The sequence below is a fragment of the Clostridium sp. JN-1 genome, assembly GCF_003718715.1.
Lineage (GTDB): Bacteria > Bacillota > Clostridia > Clostridiales > Clostridiaceae > Clostridium_AV.
Genome location: NZ_CP033465.1, coordinates 2,550,259 through 2,572,310 on the forward strand (window position 1 = coordinate 2,550,259; position 22,052 = coordinate 2,572,310).

General features: G+C 33.9%; 38 protein-coding genes. All 38 read right to left on the bottom strand.

The features are described 5' to 3' along the window. Nucleotides 1-30: 30 nt before the first annotated feature. Complete coding sequence (gene truA, locus EBB51_RS12155; protein WP_123054699.1) at nucleotides 31-765, bottom strand: tRNA pseudouridine(38-40) synthase TruA; 735 nt, start codon at nucleotides 763-765, stop codon at nucleotides 31-33. Next, nucleotides 765-1,571: an energy-coupling factor transporter transmembrane component T gene (locus tag EBB51_RS12160; protein WP_123054700.1), complete on the bottom strand. Its 807-nt coding sequence runs from the start codon at nucleotides 1,569-1,571 to the stop codon at nucleotides 765-767. Before EBB51_RS12160 ends, truA begins: the two co-directional genes overlap by 1 nt. Beyond that, the gene (locus tag EBB51_RS12165; protein WP_123054701.1) at nucleotides 1,564-2,436 is read right to left on the bottom strand and encodes an energy-coupling factor transporter ATPase; all 873 of its coding nucleotides are present in this window, start codon (nucleotides 2,434-2,436) and stop codon (nucleotides 1,564-1,566) included. Before EBB51_RS12165 ends, EBB51_RS12160 begins: the two co-directional genes overlap by 8 nt. Beyond that, nucleotides 2,421-3,266, bottom strand: coding sequence for an energy-coupling factor transporter ATPase (locus EBB51_RS12170; protein WP_123054702.1), 846 nt, complete (start codon nucleotides 3,264-3,266; stop codon nucleotides 2,421-2,423). Before EBB51_RS12170 ends, EBB51_RS12165 begins: the two co-directional genes overlap by 16 nt. Before the next feature lie 145 nt (nucleotides 3,267-3,411). Next, on the bottom strand, nucleotides 3,412-3,753 hold the full coding sequence (rplQ, locus tag EBB51_RS12175; RefSeq protein ID WP_123054703.1) for a 50S ribosomal protein L17: 342 nt from the start codon (nucleotides 3,751-3,753) through the stop codon (nucleotides 3,412-3,414). Between the two features lie 51 nt (nucleotides 3,754-3,804). Continuing rightward, nucleotides 3,805-4,752, bottom strand: coding sequence for a DNA-directed RNA polymerase subunit alpha (locus EBB51_RS12180; RefSeq protein ID WP_123054704.1), 948 nt, complete (start codon nucleotides 4,750-4,752; stop codon nucleotides 3,805-3,807). A 60-nt stretch (nucleotides 4,753-4,812) separates the two neighbouring features. Then, a complete protein-coding gene (gene rpsD / locus EBB51_RS12185) occupies nucleotides 4,813-5,433 on the bottom strand; it encodes a 30S ribosomal protein S4 (protein WP_123054705.1) in 621 nt (206 codons plus the stop codon). Nucleotides 5,434-5,453: 20 nt separating this feature from the next. After that, entirely contained in the window at nucleotides 5,454-5,852 is a 399-nt protein-coding gene (gene rpsK / locus EBB51_RS12190; RefSeq protein WP_123054706.1) for a 30S ribosomal protein S11, read from the bottom strand. Between the two features lie 23 nt (nucleotides 5,853-5,875). Further along, nucleotides 5,876-6,247, bottom strand: a complete 372-nt coding sequence (gene rpsM / locus EBB51_RS12195; protein WP_123054707.1) for a 30S ribosomal protein S13 — start codon at nucleotides 6,245-6,247, stop codon at nucleotides 5,876-5,878. A gap of 118 nt (nucleotides 6,248-6,365) precedes the next feature. Next, entirely contained in the window at nucleotides 6,366-6,479 is a 114-nt protein-coding gene (rpmJ, locus tag EBB51_RS12200; protein WP_007062395.1) for a 50S ribosomal protein L36, read from the bottom strand. Nucleotides 6,480-6,495: 16 nt separating this feature from the next. Further along, on the bottom strand, nucleotides 6,496-6,714 hold the full coding sequence (gene infA / locus EBB51_RS12205; RefSeq protein ID WP_119969985.1) for a translation initiation factor IF-1: 219 nt from the start codon (nucleotides 6,712-6,714) through the stop codon (nucleotides 6,496-6,498). Nucleotides 6,715-6,721: 7 nt separating this feature from the next. Beyond that, complete coding sequence (locus EBB51_RS12210) at nucleotides 6,722-7,009, bottom strand: KOW domain-containing RNA-binding protein (RefSeq protein WP_123054708.1); 288 nt, start codon at nucleotides 7,007-7,009, stop codon at nucleotides 6,722-6,724. Further along, nucleotides 6,982-7,134, bottom strand: coding sequence for a hypothetical protein (locus tag EBB51_RS13715; RefSeq protein WP_190285284.1), 153 nt, complete (start codon nucleotides 7,132-7,134; stop codon nucleotides 6,982-6,984). Before EBB51_RS13715 ends, EBB51_RS12210 begins: the two co-directional genes overlap by 28 nt. After that, on the bottom strand, nucleotides 7,134-7,784 hold the full coding sequence (locus tag EBB51_RS12215) for an adenylate kinase (protein ID WP_123054709.1): 651 nt from the start codon (nucleotides 7,782-7,784) through the stop codon (nucleotides 7,134-7,136). The genes EBB51_RS13715 and EBB51_RS12215 overlap by 1 nt, the downstream gene beginning before the upstream one ends. A 19-nt stretch (nucleotides 7,785-7,803) precedes the next feature. Then, on the bottom strand, nucleotides 7,804-9,090 hold the full coding sequence (gene secY, locus EBB51_RS12220; protein ID WP_123054710.1) for a preprotein translocase subunit SecY: 1,287 nt from the start codon (nucleotides 9,088-9,090) through the stop codon (nucleotides 7,804-7,806). Next, nucleotides 9,091-9,531 carry a 50S ribosomal protein L15 gene (gene rplO, locus EBB51_RS12225; RefSeq protein ID WP_123054711.1) on the bottom strand — a complete coding sequence of 147 codons (441 nt, stop codon included), beginning with the start codon at nucleotides 9,529-9,531 and terminating at the stop codon, nucleotides 9,091-9,093. 23 nt (nucleotides 9,532-9,554) lie between these two features. After that, complete coding sequence (rpmD, locus tag EBB51_RS12230) at nucleotides 9,555-9,734, bottom strand: 50S ribosomal protein L30 (RefSeq protein ID WP_123054712.1); 180 nt, start codon at nucleotides 9,732-9,734, stop codon at nucleotides 9,555-9,557. Nucleotides 9,735-9,748: 14 nt separating this feature from the next. Then, nucleotides 9,749-10,246, bottom strand: a complete 498-nt coding sequence (gene rpsE / locus EBB51_RS12235; RefSeq protein WP_123054713.1) for a 30S ribosomal protein S5 — start codon at nucleotides 10,244-10,246, stop codon at nucleotides 9,749-9,751. A gap of 16 nt (nucleotides 10,247-10,262) precedes the next feature. Next, a complete protein-coding gene (rplR, locus tag EBB51_RS12240) occupies nucleotides 10,263-10,622 on the bottom strand; it encodes a 50S ribosomal protein L18 (RefSeq protein WP_123054714.1) in 360 nt (119 codons plus the stop codon). Between the two features lie 20 nt (nucleotides 10,623-10,642). Then, nucleotides 10,643-11,185, bottom strand: coding sequence for a 50S ribosomal protein L6 (rplF, locus tag EBB51_RS12245; protein ID WP_123054715.1), 543 nt, complete (start codon nucleotides 11,183-11,185; stop codon nucleotides 10,643-10,645). Between the two features lie 25 nt (nucleotides 11,186-11,210). Further along, nucleotides 11,211-11,609: a 30S ribosomal protein S8 gene (gene rpsH / locus EBB51_RS12250; RefSeq protein ID WP_123054716.1), complete on the bottom strand. Its 399-nt coding sequence runs from the start codon at nucleotides 11,607-11,609 to the stop codon at nucleotides 11,211-11,213. 31 nt (nucleotides 11,610-11,640) lie between these two features. Then, the gene (locus tag EBB51_RS12255) at nucleotides 11,641-11,826 is read right to left on the bottom strand and encodes a type Z 30S ribosomal protein S14 (RefSeq protein ID WP_123054717.1); all 186 of its coding nucleotides are present in this window, start codon (nucleotides 11,824-11,826) and stop codon (nucleotides 11,641-11,643) included. Between the two features lie 12 nt (nucleotides 11,827-11,838). Continuing rightward, nucleotides 11,839-12,384 carry a 50S ribosomal protein L5 gene (rplE, locus tag EBB51_RS12260; protein WP_123054718.1) on the bottom strand — a complete coding sequence of 182 codons (546 nt, stop codon included), beginning with the start codon at nucleotides 12,382-12,384 and terminating at the stop codon, nucleotides 11,839-11,841. A gap of 22 nt (nucleotides 12,385-12,406) precedes the next feature. Next, nucleotides 12,407-12,724: a 50S ribosomal protein L24 gene (rplX, locus tag EBB51_RS12265; RefSeq protein ID WP_123055071.1), complete on the bottom strand. Its 318-nt coding sequence runs from the start codon at nucleotides 12,722-12,724 to the stop codon at nucleotides 12,407-12,409. A gap of 24 nt (nucleotides 12,725-12,748) precedes the next feature. Continuing rightward, a complete protein-coding gene (gene rplN / locus EBB51_RS12270; RefSeq protein WP_123054719.1) occupies nucleotides 12,749-13,117 on the bottom strand; it encodes a 50S ribosomal protein L14 in 369 nt (122 codons plus the stop codon). 31 nt (nucleotides 13,118-13,148) lie between these two features. After that, on the bottom strand, nucleotides 13,149-13,403 hold the full coding sequence (rpsQ, locus tag EBB51_RS12275; protein ID WP_123054720.1) for a 30S ribosomal protein S17: 255 nt from the start codon (nucleotides 13,401-13,403) through the stop codon (nucleotides 13,149-13,151). Nucleotides 13,404-13,428: 25 nt separating this feature from the next. Continuing rightward, entirely contained in the window at nucleotides 13,429-13,641 is a 213-nt protein-coding gene (rpmC, locus tag EBB51_RS12280) for a 50S ribosomal protein L29 (RefSeq protein WP_123054721.1), read from the bottom strand. Then, entirely contained in the window at nucleotides 13,631-14,074 is a 444-nt protein-coding gene (rplP, locus tag EBB51_RS12285; RefSeq protein ID WP_123054722.1) for a 50S ribosomal protein L16, read from the bottom strand. Before rplP ends, rpmC begins: the two co-directional genes overlap by 11 nt. A 17-nt stretch (nucleotides 14,075-14,091) precedes the next feature. After that, nucleotides 14,092-14,763, bottom strand: a complete 672-nt coding sequence (rpsC, locus tag EBB51_RS12290) for a 30S ribosomal protein S3 (protein ID WP_123054723.1) — start codon at nucleotides 14,761-14,763, stop codon at nucleotides 14,092-14,094. Nucleotides 14,764-14,780: 17 nt separating this feature from the next. Beyond that, nucleotides 14,781-15,116: a 50S ribosomal protein L22 gene (gene rplV, locus EBB51_RS12295; RefSeq protein WP_123054724.1), complete on the bottom strand. Its 336-nt coding sequence runs from the start codon at nucleotides 15,114-15,116 to the stop codon at nucleotides 14,781-14,783. A gap of 22 nt (nucleotides 15,117-15,138) precedes the next feature. Then, nucleotides 15,139-15,423 (bottom strand): 30S ribosomal protein S19, encoded by a 285-nt coding sequence (gene rpsS / locus EBB51_RS12300; RefSeq protein WP_123054725.1) that lies wholly within the window; start codon nucleotides 15,421-15,423, stop codon nucleotides 15,139-15,141. A gap of 77 nt (nucleotides 15,424-15,500) precedes the next feature. Continuing rightward, nucleotides 15,501-16,334 carry a 50S ribosomal protein L2 gene (rplB, locus tag EBB51_RS12305; protein ID WP_123054726.1) on the bottom strand — a complete coding sequence of 278 codons (834 nt, stop codon included), beginning with the start codon at nucleotides 16,332-16,334 and terminating at the stop codon, nucleotides 15,501-15,503. A 60-nt stretch (nucleotides 16,335-16,394) separates the two neighbouring features. Next, on the bottom strand, nucleotides 16,395-16,688 hold the full coding sequence (rplW, locus tag EBB51_RS12310) for a 50S ribosomal protein L23 (protein ID WP_123054727.1): 294 nt from the start codon (nucleotides 16,686-16,688) through the stop codon (nucleotides 16,395-16,397). Next, complete coding sequence (gene rplD / locus EBB51_RS12315) at nucleotides 16,688-17,308, bottom strand: 50S ribosomal protein L4 (protein ID WP_123054728.1); 621 nt, start codon at nucleotides 17,306-17,308, stop codon at nucleotides 16,688-16,690. The genes rplW and rplD overlap by 1 nt, the downstream gene beginning before the upstream one ends. A 25-nt stretch (nucleotides 17,309-17,333) precedes the next feature. Beyond that, nucleotides 17,334-17,963, bottom strand: coding sequence for a 50S ribosomal protein L3 (rplC, locus tag EBB51_RS12320; RefSeq protein WP_123054729.1), 630 nt, complete (start codon nucleotides 17,961-17,963; stop codon nucleotides 17,334-17,336). A gap of 88 nt (nucleotides 17,964-18,051) precedes the next feature. Continuing rightward, nucleotides 18,052-18,360 (bottom strand): 30S ribosomal protein S10, encoded by a 309-nt coding sequence (rpsJ, locus tag EBB51_RS12325; protein WP_123054730.1) that lies wholly within the window; start codon nucleotides 18,358-18,360, stop codon nucleotides 18,052-18,054. Between the two features lie 371 nt (nucleotides 18,361-18,731). Next, nucleotides 18,732-19,925 (bottom strand): elongation factor Tu, encoded by a 1,194-nt coding sequence (gene tuf, locus EBB51_RS12330; RefSeq protein ID WP_123054731.1) that lies wholly within the window; start codon nucleotides 19,923-19,925, stop codon nucleotides 18,732-18,734. Between the two features lie 51 nt (nucleotides 19,926-19,976). Continuing rightward, complete coding sequence (fusA, locus tag EBB51_RS12335) at nucleotides 19,977-22,046, bottom strand: elongation factor G (protein ID WP_123054732.1); 2,070 nt, start codon at nucleotides 22,044-22,046, stop codon at nucleotides 19,977-19,979. Nucleotides 22,047-22,052 lie beyond the last annotated feature (6 nt).

The window sequence follows — 22,052 nt, forward strand, 5'->3', positions numbered from 1 at the left end:
TAAACTATATGCATAAAAGATAGTTATTTATTAATAAAATACTTCATCCAATACAAGACCAAGAGCTGGTGCTGACTTTCCAGCTTTACTTCTATCCTTTAGCTCAAGTATAGTCTTTACATAATCGACTTCAAATCTGCCGCACCCTACATCTAAGAGTGTTCCAACTATGATTCTAACCATATTATATAAAAATGCATTTCCGGTTACTGTAAATGTTATAAACTGCCCTTTTTTTTCTACATTGAGCCCTGTTATAGTTCTAATTGAATTATGTGGACTGCTCCCCTTGTTTTTAAATGCAGCAAAATCATGTGTTCCTATAAGATACTTGGCTGCCTTTTGCATTTTTGATATATCAAGCTTTCTATGATAATAATAAGCATAATTTCTACCTAAAGCCAAACGCTGATCTCCATTAAAAACAGTATATATATATCTTTTACCCTTACTGCAAAATCTAGCATGAAAATCAAGTGATACTTCTTCACATTCTTTAACTACAATATCTTGAGGCAAAAAATTATTTATTGCTCCTTTAAACTTATATTCTGGTATAACACTGTCTGTAAAAAAGTTGCACACATATGCCCTAGCATGGACTCCTGAATCCGTCCTGCTTGCCCCTATTACTTCGCAATGTTTATTTGTGAGCTTTTCTACTGCCTCTTCAACTCTTTGTTCAACAGTAACAGCATTTATCTGTCTTTGCCATCCTGCATAATTTGTGCCATCATATTCAATAGTAAGCTTTATATTTCTCATTACTTCCACATCCTACTCCATACGGAAATAGCAACTAATAGAGTAACACAAACTACTGCAGTAAAATCTTTATTTGAAAGTTTTAACTGCTTCATTCTAGTTCTACCTTCTCCGCCTCTATAGCATCTTGCTTCCATAGCCATTGCAAGTTCATCTGCTCGTCTAAATGAACTTATAAATAATGGTACAAGGATAGGAATTAAACTTTTTGCTCTATGTACTAGATTTCCAGATTCAAAGTCAGCTCCTCTTGCCATTTGTGCCTTCATTATTTTATCAGTTTCATCCATTAAAGTTGGTATAAATCTAAGTGCTATTGTCATCATCATTGCAAGTTCATGGGCTGGCACCCCTATTTTCTTAAATGGATTCAACAGCTTTTCAATTCCATCAGTCAATTCAATTGGTGAAGTTGTAAGCGTTAAAAGTGATGTTCCAATTATGAGGAATACAAGTCTTAAGACCATAAAAACTGCAATCGATACACCTTCTCTATATATAGTTATGAATTTCCAGTGATACAGCGGTGGATTAGTTCCACCAGTCATGAGCAAATTTAACAAAGCTGTTATCACAACTAAAATAAATATAGGCTTTAATCCTTTGTATATATAACTAAATGGGACTTTAGATATATATATAGCTGCAAATGTAAAAAAAATTATGAATACATATCCTTTAAAGTTATTAACTAAAAATAAATCAACTATATAAACTAAAGATATTAATATTTTAACCCTTGGATCTAACTTATGGACAAAAGAATTGCCTGGTACATACTGTCCTATCGTAATATCTTTAATCATTTTTAGCTCTCCCATCATTTTTTAATATCTTTAATATTTCCATTTTTGCCTGCTCAACAGTAAATATATTATCTGATATATTAAATCCTTTTTTTCTAAGCTTTCTTGCAAGGTAAGTTACTTGTGGTACGGCAAGCCCAACACTTTCCAAGGTATCAACTTCTTTAAATACCTTAGATGGTTCCCCGTCAAGTATACATTTTCCCTTGTTCATAACAATTATTCTATCTGCTACTTTTGCTACATCTTCCATGCTGTGAGACACAAGTATTATAGTCATATTGTATTCTTTATGTAACTTTTTTATCTGTCCTAAAATGCCATCTCTTCCTTTGGGATCAAGTCCTGCAGTTGGTTCGTCTAGAATGAGTACCTTAGGTTCCATAGCTGCTACTCCTGCTATAGCTACTCTACGTTTTTGACCGCCGCTTAGCTCAAATGGCGACTTATCTTTATACTTTTCATAGTTAAGTTCAACCATCTCCATAGCCTTTTTTACTCTTCTATCTATCTCATCATTACTTAAGCCCAAATTCTTAGGTCCAAAAGCAATGTCTTTTTCTATAGTTTCTTCAAAAAGCTGATACTCAGGATATTGAAATACAAGTCCTACTTTTTTTCTTATAAAGTTAAGATTTATATTCTTTTGAGTTATATCTGTACCATCTATTATTATTTTTCCTGAATGAGGTTTCAAAAGTCCATTTATGTGCTGAATAAGTGTAGACTTTCCTGAACCAGTATGCCCAATTAAAGCAACAAATTCTCCATCATTTATATTTAAATTTATATCATCAAGTGCCTTTTTTTCAAAGGGTGAACCCTTCATATATATATGAGTTAAATTTTCTATTTTAATTGACATAATTCATCCACCATCTCATCTATAGTTAATATATCTTTTCTTAAATTCACACCACTTTTTCTCAATTCATAGGATAATTCAGTAACTTGAGGTACATCTAATCCCAATTGTTTCATCTTTTCAACCTGACTAAATATATTCCTCGGAGTACCTTCCATAGCTACTTTTCCCTCATCAATAACTACTATTCTATCAGCTTCAGCAGCCTCTTCCATGTAATGAGTTATAAATATAATAGTTATACCATAATTTTTGTTTAGTTCTTTTATAGTATTCATTACTTCTTTTCTACCTGATGGATCCAACATGGCAGTTGATTCATCAAATATTATACATTCTGGCATCATAGCTAGTACTCCTGCTATTGCAACTCTCTGTTTTTGTCCTCCTGATAAGAGATGCGGTGCGTGTCTTCTATATTCGTACATATTAACCCTTTTTAAAGATTGATCTACTCTTTTCCTTATTTCTTCTGATGGAACCCCTAAATTTTCAGGTCCAAAAGCTACATCTTCTTCTACTATTGTTGCAACTATTTGATTATCTGGATTTTGAAAAACCATACCTGCTTTATTTCTGACTTTCCACACATTTTCCTCTTTAGATGTGTCCAATCCACCTACATACACCTTACCAGAAGAAGGTACTAAAAGCGCATTCATAAGCTTTGCTGCAGTTGATTTTCCTGATCCATTTCTCCCTAATACAACTAAAAATTCGCCCTTTTTTACTTCAAGTGTAACATTTTCAAGTGCCAATTTAGCTTCATCTTTATTATTACTCTGATACTTATATGATAGGTCTCTACATGTTATCATCTTTTCATCCATAGAAACACCCCACTAAATTAATATAAAGTATATACTAGTATAGTATAGCTCTATATATTAATAAGTAAATACTCAGCTCTATATATATTCATTATTTTCATTATAATAAAACAGGGATTAAGCTAGTTTACTTAATCCCTAAATTTTATACTAACTCTAGTATAACTAATTCTGCAGCGTCGCCTCTTCTTGGTCCCATTTTATACATTCTTGTATATCCGCCGTTTCTTTCAGCATATTTAGGAGCCACAGTATCAAATAAATTTTTAACAACTTCTTCTTCAGTTATAAAAGAAAGAACCTGTCTTCTAGCGTGAAGATCTCCTCTTTTTGCAAGAGTGATCATTTTTTCAGCTAAATTCTTTGTTTCTATTGCTCTAGTTTGAGTTGTTTGTATTTTACCATGCTTTAGAAAACTAGTAACAAGATTTCTAAGCATTGCTCTTCTCTGATCAGTTGGACGACCTAATTTACGTTGTCTTGCCATCTCTATACCTCCTTATCACTACACTATTCTTTAAGTATTACCTGCAGTACTTTATTCCTCACTTTGTTTTAGCGACAAACCTAATACTTCAAGCTTTTGTTGAACTTCTTCTAAGGACTTTTTACCAAGGTTTCTAACCTTCATCATATCATCCATAGTTCTCTCTGTTAACTCTTGAACAGTATTTATACCAGCTCTTTTTAAACAATTATAACTTCTAACAGAAAGGTCAAGTTCTTCAATAGTCATTTCTAAGACTTTCTCTTTTTTATCTTCTTCTTTTTCTACCATTATTTCAACATTATTAGCATGATCCGTTAAAGTCATGAATAATTTAAAATGTTCTATTAAAATCTTAGCTGACAAACTTATAGCTTCATCTGGCATTATTGTACCATTAGTCCATACCTCAAGAGATAACTTATCATAATCAGTGATTTGGCCAACCCTTGTATTTCCTACAACAAAGTTAACTCTTTTAATAGGAGTATATATCGAATCCACAGCTATAGTTCCTATAGGCATATCTTCCGATTTGTTTTTGTTTTGAGCAACATAGCCTCTACCTGTGTTAACCTGAATTTCCATATACAACTTACCATTGTCATCCAAAGTGGCTATATGTAAATCCTTATTGATTATTTCAACAGAACCATCTGTTTTTATATCTCCTGCAGTAACTTCACCAGGTCCTTGTTCATCTATATATATAGTTTTAGGACCTTCATCTGTCATCTTTAAAGCCAGACACTTGATATTCAATATTAGCTCAGCAACATCTTCTTTTACTCCAGGAACTGTAGAAAATTCATGGAGTACTCCATCTATCTTGATATTATTAGCAGCAACTCCAGGCAATGAGGAAAGAAGAATTCTCCTCAACGCATTACCAAGAGTAATACCATAGCCTCTTTCTAACGGTTCAACTACAAATTTACCATAAGTGCCATCTTCATTAGTTTCTACACATTCTATTTTGGGCTTTTCTATTTCTAACACGAATATAACCCTCCTCTATTTGATTTGTTAATATTTTGAGGGCAACTGATTCTATAGTAACTATTTACTATATAATTCTACTATTAATGTTTCATTAACAGGAACATCTATGTCTTCTCTTAAAGGCTCTCTAAGAATCTTTCCTTCAAAGTTTTCTGAACTTCCCTCTAACCATGCTGGTAAAGTCTTTGGATTTTCTGCAAATGTCTTAAATTTTTCTGTTGATTTACTTTTTTCTCTTACAGTTATAACATCATTGATTGATACTTGATAAGAAGGAATATCTACTTTCTTACCATTTACTAAGAAGTGTCCGTGATTTACCAATTGTCTTGATTCACTTCTTGAATTTCCAAATCCTAGTTTGAATACTACGTTATCAAGTCTCATTTCTAATAGTCTTAACAAGTTTTCACCTGTTATACCTCTAAGTTTTTCGGCTTTCGCATAGTAATTTCTAAATTGTCCTTCAAGTATTCCATATATTCTTCTAGCTTTTTGTTTTTCTCTTAATTGAACACCATAGTTAGACATTTTTTTTCTGCTTTGTCCGTGCTGTCCTGGTGCATATCCTCTTCTTGAAAATGCACATTTATCTGTATAACATCTATCTCCTTTTAGAAATAGTTTTAAACCTTCTCTTCTACAGAGTCTGCATGTTGATCCAGTATATCTTGCCATTAATCTTACACCTCCTTAAACTAAACTCTTCTTCTCTTTGGTGGTCTGCATCCGTTATGTGGTATAGGAGTAACATCCTTTATTAATGTAACTTCTAATCCAGCAGCTTGTAGTGATCTTATTGCAGCTTCTCTACCTGCTCCTGGTCCCTTTACATACACCTCTACACTTTTTAAACCATGTTCCATAGCTGTTTTTGCTGATGTTTCAGCAGCCATTTGCGCTGCAAATGGAGTACTTTTTCTTGATCCTCTAAAACCTAATCCGCCTGCACTAGCCCATGATAATGTATTTCCAAATGCATCAGTTATAGTAACAATTGAATTGTTAAAAGTTGATCTTATATGTGCACAGCCATGTTCAACATTTTTTCTTTCTTTTTTTCTTCTTGTCTTCTTAGTTTTTGATCCAGCTGCCATGTTTTTCCCTCCTTACACCAAAATTATTTTCTCTTTTTAGCTCCTATCATTTTCTTAGGACCTTTTCTTGTTCTTGCATTTGTCTTTGTTTTTTGTCCTCTTACTGGAAGACCTCTCCTATGTCTTATTCCTCTATAACAACCAATTTCCACTAATCTCTTAATATTAAGAGCTGTTTCTCTTCTTAAGTCACCTTCAACTTTTACGTATTTGTTTACGTAATCTCTTAATGTATTAACTTCTCCTTCGGTTAAATCCTTGACTCTTGTATCAGGATTAACTCCAGTTTCTTTAAGAATCTTATGAGAAGTTGATAATCCTATGCCATATATATATGTTAGACCTATTTCTATTCTTTTTTCTTTTGGTAGGTCAATACCTGCTATTCTTGCCATTAAAATTTACACCTCCTGAATATCTAATTGGTAAGGATTAATTAAATTTATTTATATATAAGGCTTCTAGTTAATAGAGTATTTACTCTATTACAGCCGCACCAGAAACTATATAAAATTAACCTTGCTTTTGTTTGTGTTTAGGATTTTCACAGATAACCATTACTCTTCCTTTTCTCTTTATGATTTTACATTTTTCACACATAGGCTTAACTGATGGTCTTACTTTCATAGCTAACCCTCCTTATTTACTTTGCTCTCCAAGTTATTCTTCCTCTTGTCAAATCATATGGAGATAACTCCACAGTAACTTTATCGCCTGGAAGAATCCTTATAAAGTTCATTCTCAATTTACCTGATATATGCGCTAATATTTTATGTCCGCTCTCTAATTTAACTTCAAACATTGCATTAGGTAATGCCTCTAAAACAGTACCCTGCATTTCTATAACATCATCTTTTGACATAAGGTAATCAAACCTCCTTATTATTGTCGTAAGACTGCAAAAATTCTCTTATCATAGCATTGCTGATTTTCTTTTCCGATACCAATAAATCCTTTATATCTTCTGCGATCAAACTCGTAAATCCTAAGTGCTTAATTTTCTTCTTCTTAGGTCTTTCTATAGTCCTAAGTTTTCCATCACATATATAAACATAATTATCATCTATAATATCAACTACTATAAAAAATTTATCAGAATCGCGTCCTGCTTTCGAATAAACTACTTTTCCTAAACAGCTATTACTTTGCAACAACATATCACCCCTATTAATTTAAGGTAAGTATTTCCGTAATGTGCTGATAAGTTTCCATCCTTTGTAACAACTGTCCACTTGTTAGGACTTGTCAGTTCTATTTCATCATCACTTTCGAGTATTATCATTATTTGACTGCTTTTAAAGCATCACATATTTCATCAAATACTTGATTTATTTCCTTTGTTCCTTCTACTTTAAGTAATGCATTTTGATTCTTGTAATAATCAACAAGCGGTTGAGTTTGTTGATTATAAACATCTAACCTTTCCTTAACAGTTGCTTCTGTGTCATCTTTTCTTTGTATTAAGTCACTATCACAAGCATCGCATTTACCCTCTACTTTAGGAGGATTAAATCTTATATGATAACTTGCACCGCATGATGGACAAACTCTTCTTCCAGTCATTCTCTCTAAGATGAATTTTTCTTCAACATCTATGAGCAGTGCTGCATCTATCTTATTATGATTTTCATTTAAGAATTCATCTAATGCTTCTGCTTGCTTAACTGTCCTTGGAAAACCATCTAATAGAAATCCTTCTTTGCAATCATTTTTGCTCAATCTATCCTTAACTATATCTATAGTAACTTGATCTGGTACTAACTGACCATTATCCATGTATCTTTTTGCTTCAACACCAAGTTTAGTCTTTTCAGAAATGTTTTTTCTAAAAATATCACCTGTAGATATATGTGGTATAGAGTACTTTTCACTAATTAATTTTGCTTGCGTGCCTTTTCCTGCTCCCGGAGGACCTAACAAAACTATTTTCAATTGTATCATCTCCAACACATTAATCCTTTAAGAATCCTTGGTAATGACGCATTACCAATTGTGACTTTAATTGCCTTATAGTTTCAAGTGCAACATTTACTATAATAAGTAAACCAGTACCGCCAAAATATATATCTTTAAAGTTGGTATACGTTGCTGCTAATATAGGTGCTATGGCTATTACTCCGGCAAAAGCACCACCTATTATTGAAACCTTAGCGAGAACCCTATCTATATAGGTGGCAGTTGGTTCCCCTGGTCTTATTCCAGGTATAAAACCTGAAGACTTATGCATGTTTTCAGCCATTTCATCAGGTTTAAACGTAACTTCCGTATAGAACCATGTAAAGAATATAGTCAATAAAAAGTACAATACTGCATATTGCCAAGTGCTTTCTTTAAATGGACTAAATGGACTCGCAGTTACAAACTTATAAAAAGCTGAATTTGGCCAAAACATACCTATCGTAATTGGAAATTGCATAACTGAAATTGCAAATATAATTCCAATAACAGCAGCACCATTAACATTTATTGGTATATTAGTAGATTGACCTTTATATAATCTACCGCCACTTGCCATCTTTCCTGCATATTGCACAGGAATTCTTCTCTCTGATAAGCTAGTAATTACAACTAGTACAAGTAATACAATCACTGCTAAAATAAATAATGTTGACTGTACAAAATCAACAGTTTCTGCCTTTTGTAATTGTGCTAACTGATAAAGCGTAGCTGGAAATCTAGAAATAATATTGAAAAAAATCAAAAGTGATACACCATTTCCTATTCCCTTGTCTGTTATTCTATCACCTAACCACATCAAGAAAGTTGAAGCAGTCGTTAAGGTAAGTATTATGACAAATATATTTAACTTACTTGATGGATTTTGGAGGGCATTTGCTCTACTTATTATAACATATGTACTAAATGCCTGAATTACTCCAAGTGGTATTGAAGCATATCTTGTATATTCCTGTATCCTTTTTCTTCCTTCTTCTCCTTCTTTAGAAAGCTGTTCCAATCTTGGAATTGCAACTTGAAGTAACTGAAATATGATGGAAGAATTTATGAATGGAACTACTCCCATTGCAAATATACTAAATCTACTAAATGCACCACCTGATATTAAATCATAAAATCCAAACAAAGATCCACTCTTAGTTAAGTTTGCAACCTTTGAAGTATCAATTCCAGGAACAGGAATATAATTTCCCATCCTGAAAATTGCTATCATAAGTAATGTAAATATCAATCTCTTTCTTAGTTCAGGAACTTTCCATGCATTACGCAAGGTTGATAGCACCTATATCACCTCAACTTTTCCTCCAGCTGCTTCTATTTTTTCTACAGCCGACTTTGAGAATTTTGCTGCTTTAACTGTTAGTTTCTTTTCTAATTCACCATTTCCAAGTATCTTAACTCCGTTTTTTGACTTATTTACGATACCTTTTGATAGTAATAATTCTGTTGTTACTTCTGTACCTTCATCAAATACATTTAATCTATCAACATTTATAACTGCAAACTCTTTGGCAAATAAGTTTTTAAATCCTCTCTTAGGAAGTCTTCTAAATAAAGGCATTTGACCTCCTTCGAAGCCTAATCTTACTCCGCCGCCGGATCTAGCTTTCTGTCCATTTTCACCTTTACCAGCATTTCTTCCCCATCCTGAACCAGTACCTCTACCTATTCTTTTTGGTGCTCTTCTTGATCCATTTGCCGGTTTTAACTCATGAAGTTTCATTTCTATCTTACACCTCCTCTAACTTACGCTTCTTCTACACTTAAAAGATAGCTAACTTTATTTATCATACCTCTGATTTGAGGAGTATCCTCATGTACAACTGTTTTTCTTATTTTTCTTAATCCTAGAGCATTAACAGTAGCAATATGATCTTTTTTCCTACCTATTAAACTCTTACATAAAGTTATTTTAATTTTAGCCAAGGTTCATTCCCCCCCTAACCTAAAATCTCTTCAACGGTTTTTCCTCTTAAGCTGGCAACTTGATCAGCTGTTCTTAATCTAGACAAACCGTTTAGAGTAGCGTTAACCATATTTCTTGGATTATTAGAACCTAAAGATTTAGCTCTAACATCTTTTAAACCTGCAAGTTCAAGTACAGCTCTAGCAGGACCTCCTGCTATAACTCCAGTACCTTCTGCAGACTTCTTTATAAGTACTTTTCCAGTACCAAAACAACCTTCTATATCATGTGGTACAGTTGTACCTACTATTGGAACTTCTATTAATTTCTTTTTAGCATCGTCTACTGCTTTTCTGATTGCTTCAGGTATTTCGATAGATTTACCAGTTCCTACCCCAATATGTCCGTTTTCGTCTCCAACAACTACAAGGGCACTAAATCTGAAATTTCTACCACCTTTAACAACCTTAGCAACTCTGTTTATAAATACAACTTTTTCTTTAAGATTTAAAGTGCTAGGATCGATTCTCATTTATTTCCCTCCTTTTTTAGAATTGTAAGCCGCTCTCTCTTGCACCTTCAGCAAGACTTTGTACTCTACCGTGATATACGTATCCGCCTCTATCGAAAACCACTTCTTTAATTCCTTTTTCTAAAGCCTTTTTTGCAATTAGCTCTCCAACTTTTTTTGCTGCCTCTTTATTATTTCCTGGTTCAGTAAATTCCTTACCTACAGTTGAAGCAGAAACTAAAGTTACTCCATTTATATCATCTATGATTTGAGCAGATATGTTCTTATCACTTCTGTAAACTGAAAGTCTTGGTCTTTCTGCTGTTCCAAAGATCTTCTTACGAACTCTTAGATGACGTCTTACTCTAGTCTTGTTTTTATCCTGTTTATTAAACATAGAGTACACACTCCTTTCTATTATTTCTTACCAGTTTTGCCTTCCTTACGCTTTATATATTCGCCTGCATACTTAATTCCTTTTCCTTTATAAGGTTCTGGTTTTCTCCATGTCCTTATGCCTGCTGCAACAGTACCAACTAATTCTTTATCTATGCCGCTTACTACAATTGTAGTTGTATTAGGTGTTGCATATGTTATGCCTGCAACTTCTTTAATTTCGATAGGATGTGAATATCCAAGATTCATAACTAATTTTTTGCCTTGTAATTGAGCTCTATAACCTACTCCAACTAGCTCTAAAGTTCTTTGGTATCCTTCAGTTACTCCAATTACCATATTATTTATTAATGATCTTGTTAATCCATGAAGTGCTCTTACACTTTTTTCATCGCTATCTCTTGTAACTACTACGGAATTATTTTCAACAGCTATTTTCATTTCTTTGTTCATAGTTTTTTCAAGTTGACCTTTTGGTCCTTTAACAGTAACAACGTTGTCTGGTGTTACTGTTAAAGTTACACCACTCGGTATAGCTATAGGAAGCCTTCCTATTCTTGACATAATTACACCTCCTGTTTTTTGTTATTTACCATATGTAACAAAGTACTTCTCCGCCTACTCCTAATTTTCTTGCTTCTTTATCTGTAACAATTCCTCTTGAAGTAGATATTATGGCTATTCCTAAACCATTTAATACTCTAGGAATTTCTTCTTTTCTACAATAAACTCTTAATCCTGGTTTTGATATTCTCTTAAGACCAGTTATAACTCTTTCTTTACCGCGGCCATATTTCATTGAAAGTCTTACCATGTTAACACAGCCATCTTTGTACTCCTCTAAATCTTTAATATATCCTTCTTGAAGCATTATATCTAAAATAGCCTTCTTTGTATTGGAAGAAGGTATCTCCACAGTTTCATGTTTAACTATATTTGCATTTCTTATACGTGTTAGTAAATCTGCAATCGGATCAGTCATTACCATTTATTGTGCCTCCTTTCGTAAAAATCTGTTATTACCAACTAGCTTTCCTGCATCCTGGTATTTCACCTTTGTATGCAAGCTCTCTAAAACAAATACGGCATATACCATATTTTTTTAATACAGAATGTGGTCTTCCACATATTCTACATCTTGTATAAGCTCTAGTTGAATACTTTGGTTCCTTTTTCCACTTTTCTATTAAAGCTTTACGTGCCACAATTTTCCCTCCTTATTTCTGAGTGAATGGCATTCCCAGGGATCTTAATAATTCCCTTGCCTCTTCATCAGTCTTTGCAGTAGTAACAAATATTATATCCATACCTCTTACTTTGTCAATCTTATCATATTCAATTTCAGGGAATATTAATTGTTCCTTAATTCCTAATGAATAGTTTCCTCTTCCATCAAAAGACTTATCTGAAACTCCTCTAAAGTCTCTAACTCTTGGTAGTGCAACATTCATTAATTTATCTGCAAATTCATACATTTTTTCTCTTCTTAATGTAACTTTGCAGCCTATTGGCATGTTTTCTCTGATTTTAAAGTTGGCAATTGATTTTTTTGCTCTAGTTAAAATTGGTTTTTGTCCTGTTATTGTTGCTAAGTCTGCTGCTGCTGCTTCTAAAGCTCTTACATTTTCCTTAGCTTCACTAACGCCCATATTTATAACTATTTTTTCTAACTTTGGTACTTCCATTATGTTTTTATATTCAAACTTGCTTGTCATAGCTGGAATTATCTCTTTATCATACTTTTCTTGTAATCTTACATTCATTGACTTGCCCTCCTTTCAAAGATTAGAATGTTTCTCCGCACTTTTTACATACTCTAACTTTGCTTCCATCTTCTAAAATCTTATGGCTTATTCTTGTAACAGATTTACATTTGTCACAATATAACATCACTTTTGAACTATAAATAGGAGCTTCCTTTTTAATTATTCCTCCCTGCATATTAGCTTTGTTTGGTTTCTGATGTTTTGATACTATGTTTACATCTTTAACAACAACTTTGCCTTTTTTAGGAATAACGCTAAGAACTTCACCTATTTTTCCTTTATCTTTACCAGAAATAACCATTACTTTGTCTTTTTTTCTTACATGTAACTTAATTATTGCCATTATAGCCACCTCCTTATTCTATAAAACTTCAGGTGCTAACGATAATATTTTTGTAAAATCCTTATCCCTTAGCTCTCTTGCTACTGGTCCAAAGATACGAGTTCCTTTTGGTTGTTTGTCATCTTTTATTATAACAGCGGCATTTTCATCAAATCTTATATATGAACCGTCTGTTCTTCTTAGACCTTTAACAGATCTTACTACAACTGCTTTAACAACTTCACCTTTTTTAACAACTCCGCCTGGTGTTGCACTTTTAACACTAGCAACTATAATATCACCAATGTTTCCCCATTTTCTTTTGGAACCACCTAATACTCTTATGCACATAATTTCCTTAGCACCAGAATTATCTGCAACTTTTAATACCGTCTGCTGCTGAATCATAGTGTATTATCCTCCTTTCAGCTCTTTGGAACTATTTAGCTTTTTCTACTATTTCTACAAGTCTCCATCTTTTATCTTTTGATAATGGTCTAGTTTCCATTATTAAAACTCTATCATTAAGTTTTGCTTCATTTTTTTCATCATGAGTTTTGAACTTAGTAGTTCTATTAATTGTTTTTCCATATAGCGGATGACGTACTTTTGTTTCAACAGCAACTACTATAGTTTTATCCATCTTATCAGATACAACTCTTCCTATTCTTGTCTTTCTATTAGCTCTTTCCACGAGATAACCTCCTTTCAAAGTTAAACTACTGTTCAAATGCCCTTAACTCTTCTTCTCTGAGGATGGTCTTAATTTGGGCTATGGACTTTTTTACTTCTCTTATTCTCATTGGGTTTTCCAATTGACCTGTAGCTAGCTGAAATCTTAAATTAAACAATTCTGATTTAAGATCGCCTAACTTTGCTTGTAAATCCTGGGCGCTGCTTTGTTTTAATTCTTGCAATTCTTTAGCCTTCATTGGTTTCACCACCCATTTCTTTAAAATCTTTCTTAGTTATAAACTTAGTTTTTATAGGTAGCTTATGTGATGCAAGTCTCATAGCTTCTCTTGCAACAACTTCACTAACACCTGCCATTTCGAATAGAACTCTTCCTGGCTTTACAACTGATACCCAATATTCTGGTGAACCTTTACCAGAACCCATACGAGTTTCAGCTGGCTTTTCAGTTACTGGCTTATCTGGGAAAATCTTTATCCAAAGTTTTCCTCCTCTTTTTACGTATCTATTTATAGCTACTCTGGCTGCTTCTATCTGATTATTAGTAATCCATCCACATTCAGTAGCTTGAAGTGCAAAATCACCATATGCTATGAAATTACCTCTTGTAGCCTTGCCTCTCATTCTACCACGTTGAACTTTACGATGCTTTACTCTTTTAGGCATTAACATTATGATGCTCCTCCTTTCTATGCTTCAACTTTTTCCTTGTTCTGTACAGCTTTCTTAGTAGGAAGAATTTCTCCTCTATAAACCCATACTTTAACTCCTATTTTTCCATAGGTAGTATTTGCTTCATCAAATCCGTAATCTATATCTGCTCTTAATGTCTGCAGTGGAATTGTTCCTTCATGATACTGCTCATTTCTTGCAATTTCTGCTCCTCCAAGTCTTCCTGAACATGAAGTTTTAACTCCTTTAACTCCGTGCCTCATTGCCCTTTGAATTGTCTGCTTCATTGCTCTTCTAAAAGAAATTCTCTTTTCAAGCTGTCTAGCTATATTTTCAGCCATAAGCTGAGCATCAGCTTCTGCACTCTTAACTTCTACTATATTTATCAATATATTTTTATTGCTTATTAATTTTTGAAGACTTGCTTTTAATGCATTAATTCCCTGGCCACCTTTTCCGATAACCATACCAGGTTTTGCAGTAAATATGTTTAACTTTATTCTTTTTGCAGCTCTTTCAATTTGTATTTTTGAAACTCCAGCTGCAGAAGTCTTAGCCTTTACAAATTCTCTAATCTTGTTGTCTTCTACTAAATTATCTGCGAATTTTTTACCATCTGCATACCATTTAGCATCCCAGTCTTTTATTACCCCAACTCTTAGACCGTGTGGATGTACTTTCTGTCCCATCAAATTCCCTCCTTTATTTAATCTCTTTCCTTAACAATCACTGTTATATGACTGCTTCTCTTTTTTATTCTAAAAGCTCTGCCTTGAGCATGTGGTCTAAATCTCTTTAATGTTGGACCTTGGCAAGCATATGCCTCAGCAACATATAAGCTATCTACATCTAAACTTAAATTATTCTCTGCATTTGCAACAGCTGATTTTAATACCTTGTTTACCACCTCAGCTGCACTTTTTGGAGTATATTTTAATATAGCAAAAGCTTCATTTACATCTTTACCTCTTATTAAATCAAGAACAACTCCTACTTTCATTGAGGACATTCTCACATATTTAGCTATAGCCTTAGCTTCCATCGTATATTACCTCCTTCCCAGGTTATTTTACAGAAGATGTCTTTTCAGTTTTATCTGCGTGTCCTTTGAATGTTCTAGTTAAAACAAATTCTCCTAATTTATGTCCTACCATATCCTCTGATATATATACAGGCACATGTTTTCTTCCATCATGTACTGCAATTGTATGACCTATCATTTGTGGAAATATAGTTGAACTTCTTGACCAAGTCTTTACAACCTTCTTCTGACCGCTTTTATTCATTTCATTTATTTTCTTTAAAAGTCCTTCATGGACAAAAGGTCCTTTTTTAACTGATCTACTCACTTATGTTGGCCTCCCTTCAAATAATGTAATTAATAGTTAAGTGAAGAGAATTCAAAATTCTCTTCATACTATTATTTCTACTTATCATTTCTTCTCTTAACAATAAATCCATCTGAATATTTCTTATGTTTTCTAGTCTTATATCCAAGTGCTGGTTTACCCCATGGAGTAAGTGGACCTGGGTGTCCAACAGGCGCCTTACCTTCACCACCACCGTGTGGATGGTCATTAGGGTTCATGACAGAACCTCTAACTGTTGGTCTAACTCCAAGGTGTCTCTTTCTTCCTGCTTTACCTAGGTTTACAATCTCGTGTGTTAGATTTGAAACTGTTCCGATAGTTGCTCTGCATTCTATTCTAACATATCTCATTTCTCCACTTGGTAATCTTAATGTAGCATAATTTCCTTCTTTAGCCATAAGTTGTGCTGAACTTCCTGCAGATCTAACAAGTTGAGCTCCTTTGCCTGCTGACAGCTCTATATTGTGAATTGTTGTACCAACTGGTATGTTTCTTATTGGGAGACAATTTCCTACCTTTATATCCGCATCTGGTCCTGATACTAAAACATCTCCAACTTTTAAGCCATTTGGAGCTATAATGTATCTCTTCTCCCCATCAGTATATACTACAAGTGCTATGTAAGCTGATCTATTTGGATCATATTCTATTGTAGCTACTTTTGCTGGTATACCATCTTTTGTTCTCTTAAAATCTATAACTCTATATTTTTGTTTTGCACCGCCGCCAATATGACGAACAGTTATTTTTCCATTTGCATTCCTACCACCTGTTCTTTTTAATGCAACAAGAAGAGATCTTTCAGGTACACTTGTAGTTATTTCCTCAAATGTACTAACTGTCATCTGTCTTCTTGAAGCGGTTGTAGGCTTAAATCCTTTAATTGCCATGGTGTTCCCTCCTTCTTCTAGCTTATCTGGTTTCTAACCAATACCCTGCTTTTTATTAAATTACATTCCTTCAAAGAACTCTATGCCCTTACTATCTGGTGTCAATTTAACAATTGCCTTTTTATAATCTGGTCTCTTTCCTAAATGTACACCTACTCTTTTATTCTTACCTATGTATCTTGCAGTTTTAACTTCTTGTACTTTTACTCCAAATACATCTTCTACCGCTTTTTTTACCATAGATTTATTAGCATGTATATCAACTACAAAGGTGTATTTCCTATCACTCATTGAGGCCATACTTTTTTCAGTTACAATTGGTCTTCTTATGATATCATAATTAGTTAATTTCATTATGCATACACCTCCTCAATTTGTGATACAGCTTCTTTAGTAATTATAAGTTTATCATATTTTAATAGGTCATAAACATTTATGTTGTTTACTGGTAATACTGATATACCCTGTATATTTCTTGCTGATCTATATACATTCTGATTTGATTCTTTTGTAATTATTAAAGTTTTCTTAGCACCAAATACATTAAGTAATTTTACCATTTCTTTAGTCTTTGGAACTTCTAATTCTAAATTATCTAAAACAACTAATTCTTGTTCCTGTACTTTACTTGTAAGAGCTGATTTCATAGCAACTCTTCTCATTGACTTTGGAACTGAAATTCTGTAATCTCTTGGCTTTACAGCAAAAACAATACCACCATGAATCCACTGTGGAGCTCTTATTGAACCCTGTCTTGCTCTACCAGTACCTTTTTGTCTCCAAGGTTTGATTCCGCCTCCAGATACTTCTGCTCTGGTTTTAGCTGATTGAGTTCCTTGTCTTTTATTTGCAAGTAGTGCAACTACTACTTGATGTACTGCATATTGATTAACTTCAACTCCAAATACCTTATCTGAAAGTTGAACATCTCCAATTTTTTGACCTTCTTTGTTAAATAATCCTACTGTAGGCATTCTGCATCCTCCTTTCTACCAAAGCTTAGGCTTTAACTGTATTTTTTATTACTACAAATCCTTTATTAGGTCCCGGTACTCCGCCTTTTATTAAGATAATATTTTTTTCCGGCATAACTTTTGCAACTTGTATATTTAATACTGTTGTATTTACATGACCCATGTGTCCTGGCATTCTCTTACTTTTAAATGTTCTTGATGGATCTGATGCTGCTCCCATTGATCCAACTGCTCTATGGAATTTAGAACCGTGAGACATAGGACCTCTGTGTGCATTCCATCTCTTTATTGTACCTTGGAATCCCTTACCTTTTGAAACTCCTGATACATCTACTTTTTCTCCAGCTTCGAATACATCAGCTTTTATTTCCTGACCAACTTCGTAGCTATCTATATCTTCAACTTTAAATTCTCTTACAAACTTCTTAAGACCAGCACCTGCTTTTGCAAAGTGTCCTTTCATTGGTTTGTTTAAGAGTTTTTCCCTTACATCTGCAAATCCAACTTGCACAGCATTGTAACCATCTTTTTCTACAGTTTTCTTTTGAACAACTAAGCAAGGACCTGCTTCGATTACTGTAACAGGAACTATTTTACCATTTTCGTCAAATATCTGAGTCATACCAAGTTTTTTTCCTAGTATACCTTTTTTCATACTTTACACCTCCTCAACATATTAGCGGATCGCACTAATAATGCGATCATAATAGTCAGTAATAGTCTCAAATCTATTACAAATATAATTATAATTTTATTTCAATGTCAACACCTGCTGGTAAATCAAGCCTCATCAATGCATCAACAGTTTTTGGTGAAGGACTTATTATATCTATTAATCTTTTATGAGTCCTTATTTCAAACTGCTCTCTTGAATCTTTATATTTGTGTGGAGCTCTCAATATTGTTACAACATCTTTTTCTGTTGGCAGTGGAACTGGACCTGCTACCTTAGCTCCTGTAGTTTTTGCAGTTTCTACAATTTTTTCTGACGATTGATCCAAGATATTATGATCAAAAGCCTTTAACCTTATTCTAATTTTTTGCTTTGCCATATTATTCCCTCCTTTTCATGCACGCTTGCTTCTTACGTACAACAGCGGATTGGTTCTGTAAACTGTTCCGGGTGTTTCATCGTTACCCTCAAAAAAATACCTTTTACAGAATAACCGTCGTTAGGTTCAAGACCTTAACATACTCAGCCAAGAATTACCCGGAAGCCCGGCAACCTCTTGCCTCATCGCTGTTATCACATTACAACTTCTTAATTATACACTAATTTTTTATTTTTGACAAGTAATTTTTATCATTGTAAATGATTTATGTAAAAATTATATATAATTAAAAAAGGAGCAGGATATCTCCTCCCCTTTTTTAACATAAACTCTTTGCTAGCTAACGAGTTAAATTTACATTTATAGGTTAATTACTCAACTATCTTGGTAACAACACCTGAACCTACTGTTCTTCCGCCTTCTCTTATTGCAAATCTTAATCCTTCATCCATTGCTACTGGTGTTATTAAATCTACATCCATGTCGATGTGATCTCCTGGCATTACCATTTCTGTTCCTTCTGGTAATTTTATTGATCCTGTTACATCTGTTGTTCTGAAATAAAATTGCGGTCTGTATCCATTGAAGAATGGTGTATGTCTTCCGCCTTCTTCTTTCTTAAGTACATATACCTGACCTACAAATTTCTTGTGAGGATGTACTGTACCTGGTTTTGCAAGTACCTGACCTCTCTCTATATCTTCTCTTTGTATTCCTCTTAATAATGCTCCGATATTATCCCCTGCCATTGCCTGGTCTAATGTCTTCCTGAACATTTCTACTCCTGTTACTACTGTCTTCGTCTTTTCTTCCTTAAGTCCTACTAATTCTACTTCGTCTCCAACTTTTAATACTCCACTTTCTACTCTTCCTGTTGCTACTGTTCCTCTTCCTGTTATTGTCATTACATCTTCTACTGGCATTAAGAATGGTTTATCTGTTGCTCTTTGTGGTGTTGGTATATAGCTGTCTACTGCATCCATTAACTCATGTATGCATTTTGTTGCTTCTGGATCATCTGGGTTCTCTAGTACTTTTAATGCACTTCCTACTATTATTGGAATGTCATCTCCTGGGAAGTTGTATTCACTTAATAATTCTCTTACTTCCATTTCTACTAATTCTATTAATTCTGGGTCATCTACTTGGTCTGCTTTATTTAAGAATACTACTATGTAGTCAACTCCAACTCTTGATGCTAGCAGTATATGTTCTCTTGTTTGCGGCATTGGACCATCTGCTGCACTTACTACTAGGATTGCTCCATCCATTTGTGCTGCTCCTGTTATCATGTTCTTTACATAGTCAGCATGTCCTGGACAGTCTACGTGTGCATAATGTCTTTTATCTGTTTCATATTCTACGTGTGATGTGTTTATTGTGATTCCTCTTTCTTTTTCTTCTGGTGCTTTATCTATTTCATCATACTTTGTTGCTGATGCTTTTCCTTCTTTGGATAGTACCATTGTTATTGCTGCTGTAAGTGTTGTCTTACCATGATCTACGTGTCCTATTGTTCCTATGTTTACATGCGGCTTATTTCTTTCAAATTTTTCTTTTGCCATTTTTTTATTCCTCCTAATAACTTAATTGTTCTATATTGAACTAACTTATTATTATTTATTCCTATCTCCAGTAATCTTTTCCTGTATACTCTTTGGAACTTCTTCATAATGATCAAATGCCATTGAGTAAACTCCTCTACCTTGAGTTCTTGATCTCAATACAGTTGCATAACCAAACATCTCTGAAAGTGGAACAAATGCTCTAATTACTTGTGCACCTGATCTTGGTTCCATTCCCTCTATTCTACCTCTTCTAGAGTTAATGTCTCCCATTACATCTCCCATGTATTCTTCTGGTGTTGTAACTTCAACCTTCTCAACAGGCTCAAGCAAAGCTGGATCTGCTTTACCCATAGCATTTTTGAATGCCATTGAAGCAGCAATTTTAAATGCCATTTCTGATGAATCGACATCATGATATGATCCATCAAATAATTTAACTTTGAAGTTAATAACAGGATATCCTGCTACTATACCACTCTTAGACGCTTCTTGTATACCATTATCAATTGGTTGAATATATTCTTTTGGAATAGCTCCACCAACGATGGCATTTTCAAATGAGTATCCTTCTTCTGTTGGAATCATTTCTATCCAACAATCACCATATTGACCGTGTCCGCCGGATTGTCTAACAAATTTACCTTCAGCTTTAACTGTTTTTCTAATTGTCTCTTTATATGCAACCTGTGGTTCACCAACGTTACATTCTACTTTAAATTCCCTCTGAAGTCTATCAACAATTATCTCTAAGTGAAGTTCTCCCATACCAGCTATAATTGTTTGACCTGTCTCTTGATCTGTCCATGTCTTAAATGTTGGATCTTCTTCTGCAAGCTTTGCTAAAGCTATACCCATCTTTTCTTGGCTTGCTTTTGTCTTAGGCTCAATAGCTATATCTATAACTGGTTCAGGAAATTCCATACTTTCAAGTACAATTGGATGTTCTTCATCACAAAGTGTATTACCTGTTGTAGTTTCTTTTAATCCAACTATTGCTCCCAATTCACCTGCTCTAAGTTCTTCTACTTCTTGTCTGTGATTTGAATGCATTTTAACTAGTCTTCCTATTCTTTCCCTCTTGCCTTTTGTTGAGTTATATACATATGTACCACTCTTCATTATTCCAGAATAAACTCTAGTGAAAGCTAGTTTTCCTACAAATGGATCAGTAGCAATTTTGAATGCTAAAGCTGATAATGGTTCATCATCTGATGCTGGTCTCTCTGTTGGTTCACCAGTTTCAGGAATTGTTCCTTTTATTGGTGGTATATCTAATGGTGATGGCATATAAGCAATAACTGCATCTATCATTGGTTGAACACCTTTATTTTTGTATGATGATCCGCAAACAACTGGAACCATTTCATTTGCTATTGTAGCTTTTCTAAGTGTTGCTTTGATTTCTTCTTCTGTTAACTCTTCTCCATCAAGATATTTCATCATTAATTCTTCATCTTGTTCAGCTACTGCTTCTATTAATGCTGTTCTATATTCAGCTGCCTTATCCTTTAAATCATCTGGAATTGCAACTTCATCCATAACAGTTCCAAGGTCGTCTTCATATATAATAGCTTCATTTTTAATAAGATCTACTATTCCTTTGAATTTATCTTCTGCACCTATTGGAATTTGAATTGGAACTGCATTACAATGTAATCTATCTCTTAACATGTTCACGCACATGTAAAAATCTGCACCTGTTGAGTCCATTTTATTTACGTATACCATTCTAGGTACTGAATAATTATCTGCCTGTCTCCATACAGTTTCAGTCTGTGGTTCAACACCACCCTTTGCATCTAATACTGTAACTGCTCCGTCTAGAACTCTAAGTGATCTTTCAACTTCTACTGTGAAATCCACGTGTCCTGGTGTATCTATTATGTTTATTACATGGTCTTTCCACATACAAGTAGTTGCTGCAGAAGTTATTGTTATACCTCTTTCTTGTTCCTGAACCATCCAGTCCATTGTTGCTTGACCTTCATGAACTTCTCCTATTTTATGAGTTTTTCCTGTATAAAAAAGTATACGTTCAGTAGTAGTAGTTTTTCCGGCATCAATGTGTGCCATTATTCCAATATTACGGAATTTTTCTAATGGATATTCTCTTTCCACTTAAAT

Excerpts from the sequence above, each read along its gene's own strand:
- truA (WP_123054699.1), bottom strand. The coding sequence starts at position 765 with ATGAGAAATATAAAGCTTACTATTGAATATGATGGCACAAATTATGCA.
- EBB51_RS12160 (WP_123054700.1), bottom strand. The coding sequence starts at position 1,571 with ATGATTAAAGATATTACGATAGGACAGTATGTACCAGGCAATTCTTTT.
- EBB51_RS12165 (WP_123054701.1), bottom strand. The coding sequence starts at position 2,436 with ATGTCAATTAAAATAGAAAATTTAACTCATATATATATGAAGGGTTCA.
- EBB51_RS12170 (WP_123054702.1), bottom strand. The coding sequence starts at position 3,266 with ATGGATGAAAAGATGATAACATGTAGAGACCTATCATATAAGTATCAG.
- rplQ (WP_123054703.1), bottom strand. The coding sequence starts at position 3,753 with ATGGCAAGACAACGTAAATTAGGTCGTCCAACTGATCAGAGAAGAGCA.
- rpsD (WP_123054705.1), bottom strand. The coding sequence starts at position 5,433 with ATGGCAAGATATACTGGATCAACATGCAGACTCTGTAGAAGAGAAGGT.
- rpsK (WP_123054706.1), bottom strand. The coding sequence starts at position 5,852 with ATGGCAGCTGGATCAAAAACTAAGAAGACAAGAAGAAAAAAAGAAAGA.
- rpsM (WP_123054707.1), bottom strand. The coding sequence starts at position 6,247 with ATGGCAAGAATAGCAGGTATTGACCTACCAAAAGAAAAAAGAATAGAA.
- rpmJ (WP_007062395.1), bottom strand. The coding sequence starts at position 6,479 with ATGAAAGTAAGACCATCAGTTAAGCCTATGTGTGAAAAATGTAAAATC.
- infA (WP_119969985.1), bottom strand. The coding sequence starts at position 6,714 with ATGTCAAAAGATGATGTTATAGAAATGCAGGGTACTGTTTTAGAGGCA.
- EBB51_RS12210 (WP_123054708.1), bottom strand. The coding sequence starts at position 7,009 with ATGTTGTTGCAAAGTAATAGCTGTTTAGGAAAAGTAGTTTATTCGAAA.
- EBB51_RS13715 (WP_190285284.1), bottom strand. The coding sequence starts at position 7,134 with ATGATAATACTCGAAAGTGATGATGAAATAGAACTGACAAGTCCTAAC.
- rplO (WP_123054711.1), bottom strand. The coding sequence starts at position 9,531 with ATGAAACTTCATGAGTTAAAACCGGCAAATGGATCAAGAAGAGCACCA.
- rpsE (WP_123054713.1), bottom strand. The coding sequence starts at position 10,246 with ATGAGAATCGATCCTAGCACTTTAAATCTTAAAGAAAAAGTTGTATTT.
- rplR (WP_123054714.1), bottom strand. The coding sequence starts at position 10,622 with ATGTTTAATAAACAGGATAAAAACAAGACTAGAGTAAGACGTCATCTA.
- rplF (WP_123054715.1), bottom strand. The coding sequence starts at position 11,185 with ATGTCAAGAATAGGAAGGCTTCCTATAGCTATACCGAGTGGTGTAACT.
- rpsH (WP_123054716.1), bottom strand. The coding sequence starts at position 11,609 with ATGGTAATGACTGATCCGATTGCAGATTTACTAACACGTATAAGAAAT.
- rplE (WP_123054718.1), bottom strand. The coding sequence starts at position 12,384 with ATGAATGTAAGATTACAAGAAAAGTATGATAAAGAGATAATTCCAGCT.
- rplN (WP_123054719.1), bottom strand. The coding sequence starts at position 13,117 with ATGATTCAGCAGCAGACGGTATTAAAAGTTGCAGATAATTCTGGTGCT.
- rpmC (WP_123054721.1), bottom strand. The coding sequence starts at position 13,641 with ATGAAGGCTAAAGAATTGCAAGAATTAAAACAAAGCAGCGCCCAGGAT.
- rplP (WP_123054722.1), bottom strand. The coding sequence starts at position 14,074 with ATGTTAATGCCTAAAAGAGTAAAGCATCGTAAAGTTCAACGTGGTAGA.
- rpsC (WP_123054723.1), bottom strand. The coding sequence starts at position 14,763 with ATGGGACAGAAAGTACATCCACACGGTCTAAGAGTTGGGGTAATAAAA.
- rplV (WP_123054724.1), bottom strand. The coding sequence starts at position 15,116 with ATGGAAGCTAAGGCTATAGCTAAATATGTGAGAATGTCCTCAATGAAA.
- rplB (WP_123054726.1), bottom strand. The coding sequence starts at position 16,334 with ATGGCAATTAAAGGATTTAAGCCTACAACCGCTTCAAGAAGACAGATG.
- rplW (WP_123054727.1), bottom strand. The coding sequence starts at position 16,688 with ATGAAATTAACTAATTATGATATCATAAGAAGACCAATTGTAACTGAA.
- rplD (WP_123054728.1), bottom strand. The coding sequence starts at position 17,308 with ATGCCTACAGTAGGATTATTTAACAAAGAAGGTCAAAAAATTGGAGAT.
- rplC (WP_123054729.1), bottom strand. The coding sequence starts at position 17,963 with ATGAAAAAAGGTATACTAGGAAAAAAACTTGGTATGACTCAGATATTT.
- rpsJ (WP_123054730.1), bottom strand. The coding sequence starts at position 18,360 with ATGGCAAAGCAAAAAATTAGAATAAGGTTAAAGGCTTTTGATCATAAT.
- tuf (WP_123054731.1), bottom strand. The coding sequence starts at position 19,925 with ATGGCAAAAGAAAAATTTGAAAGAAATAAGCCGCATGTAAACATAGGA.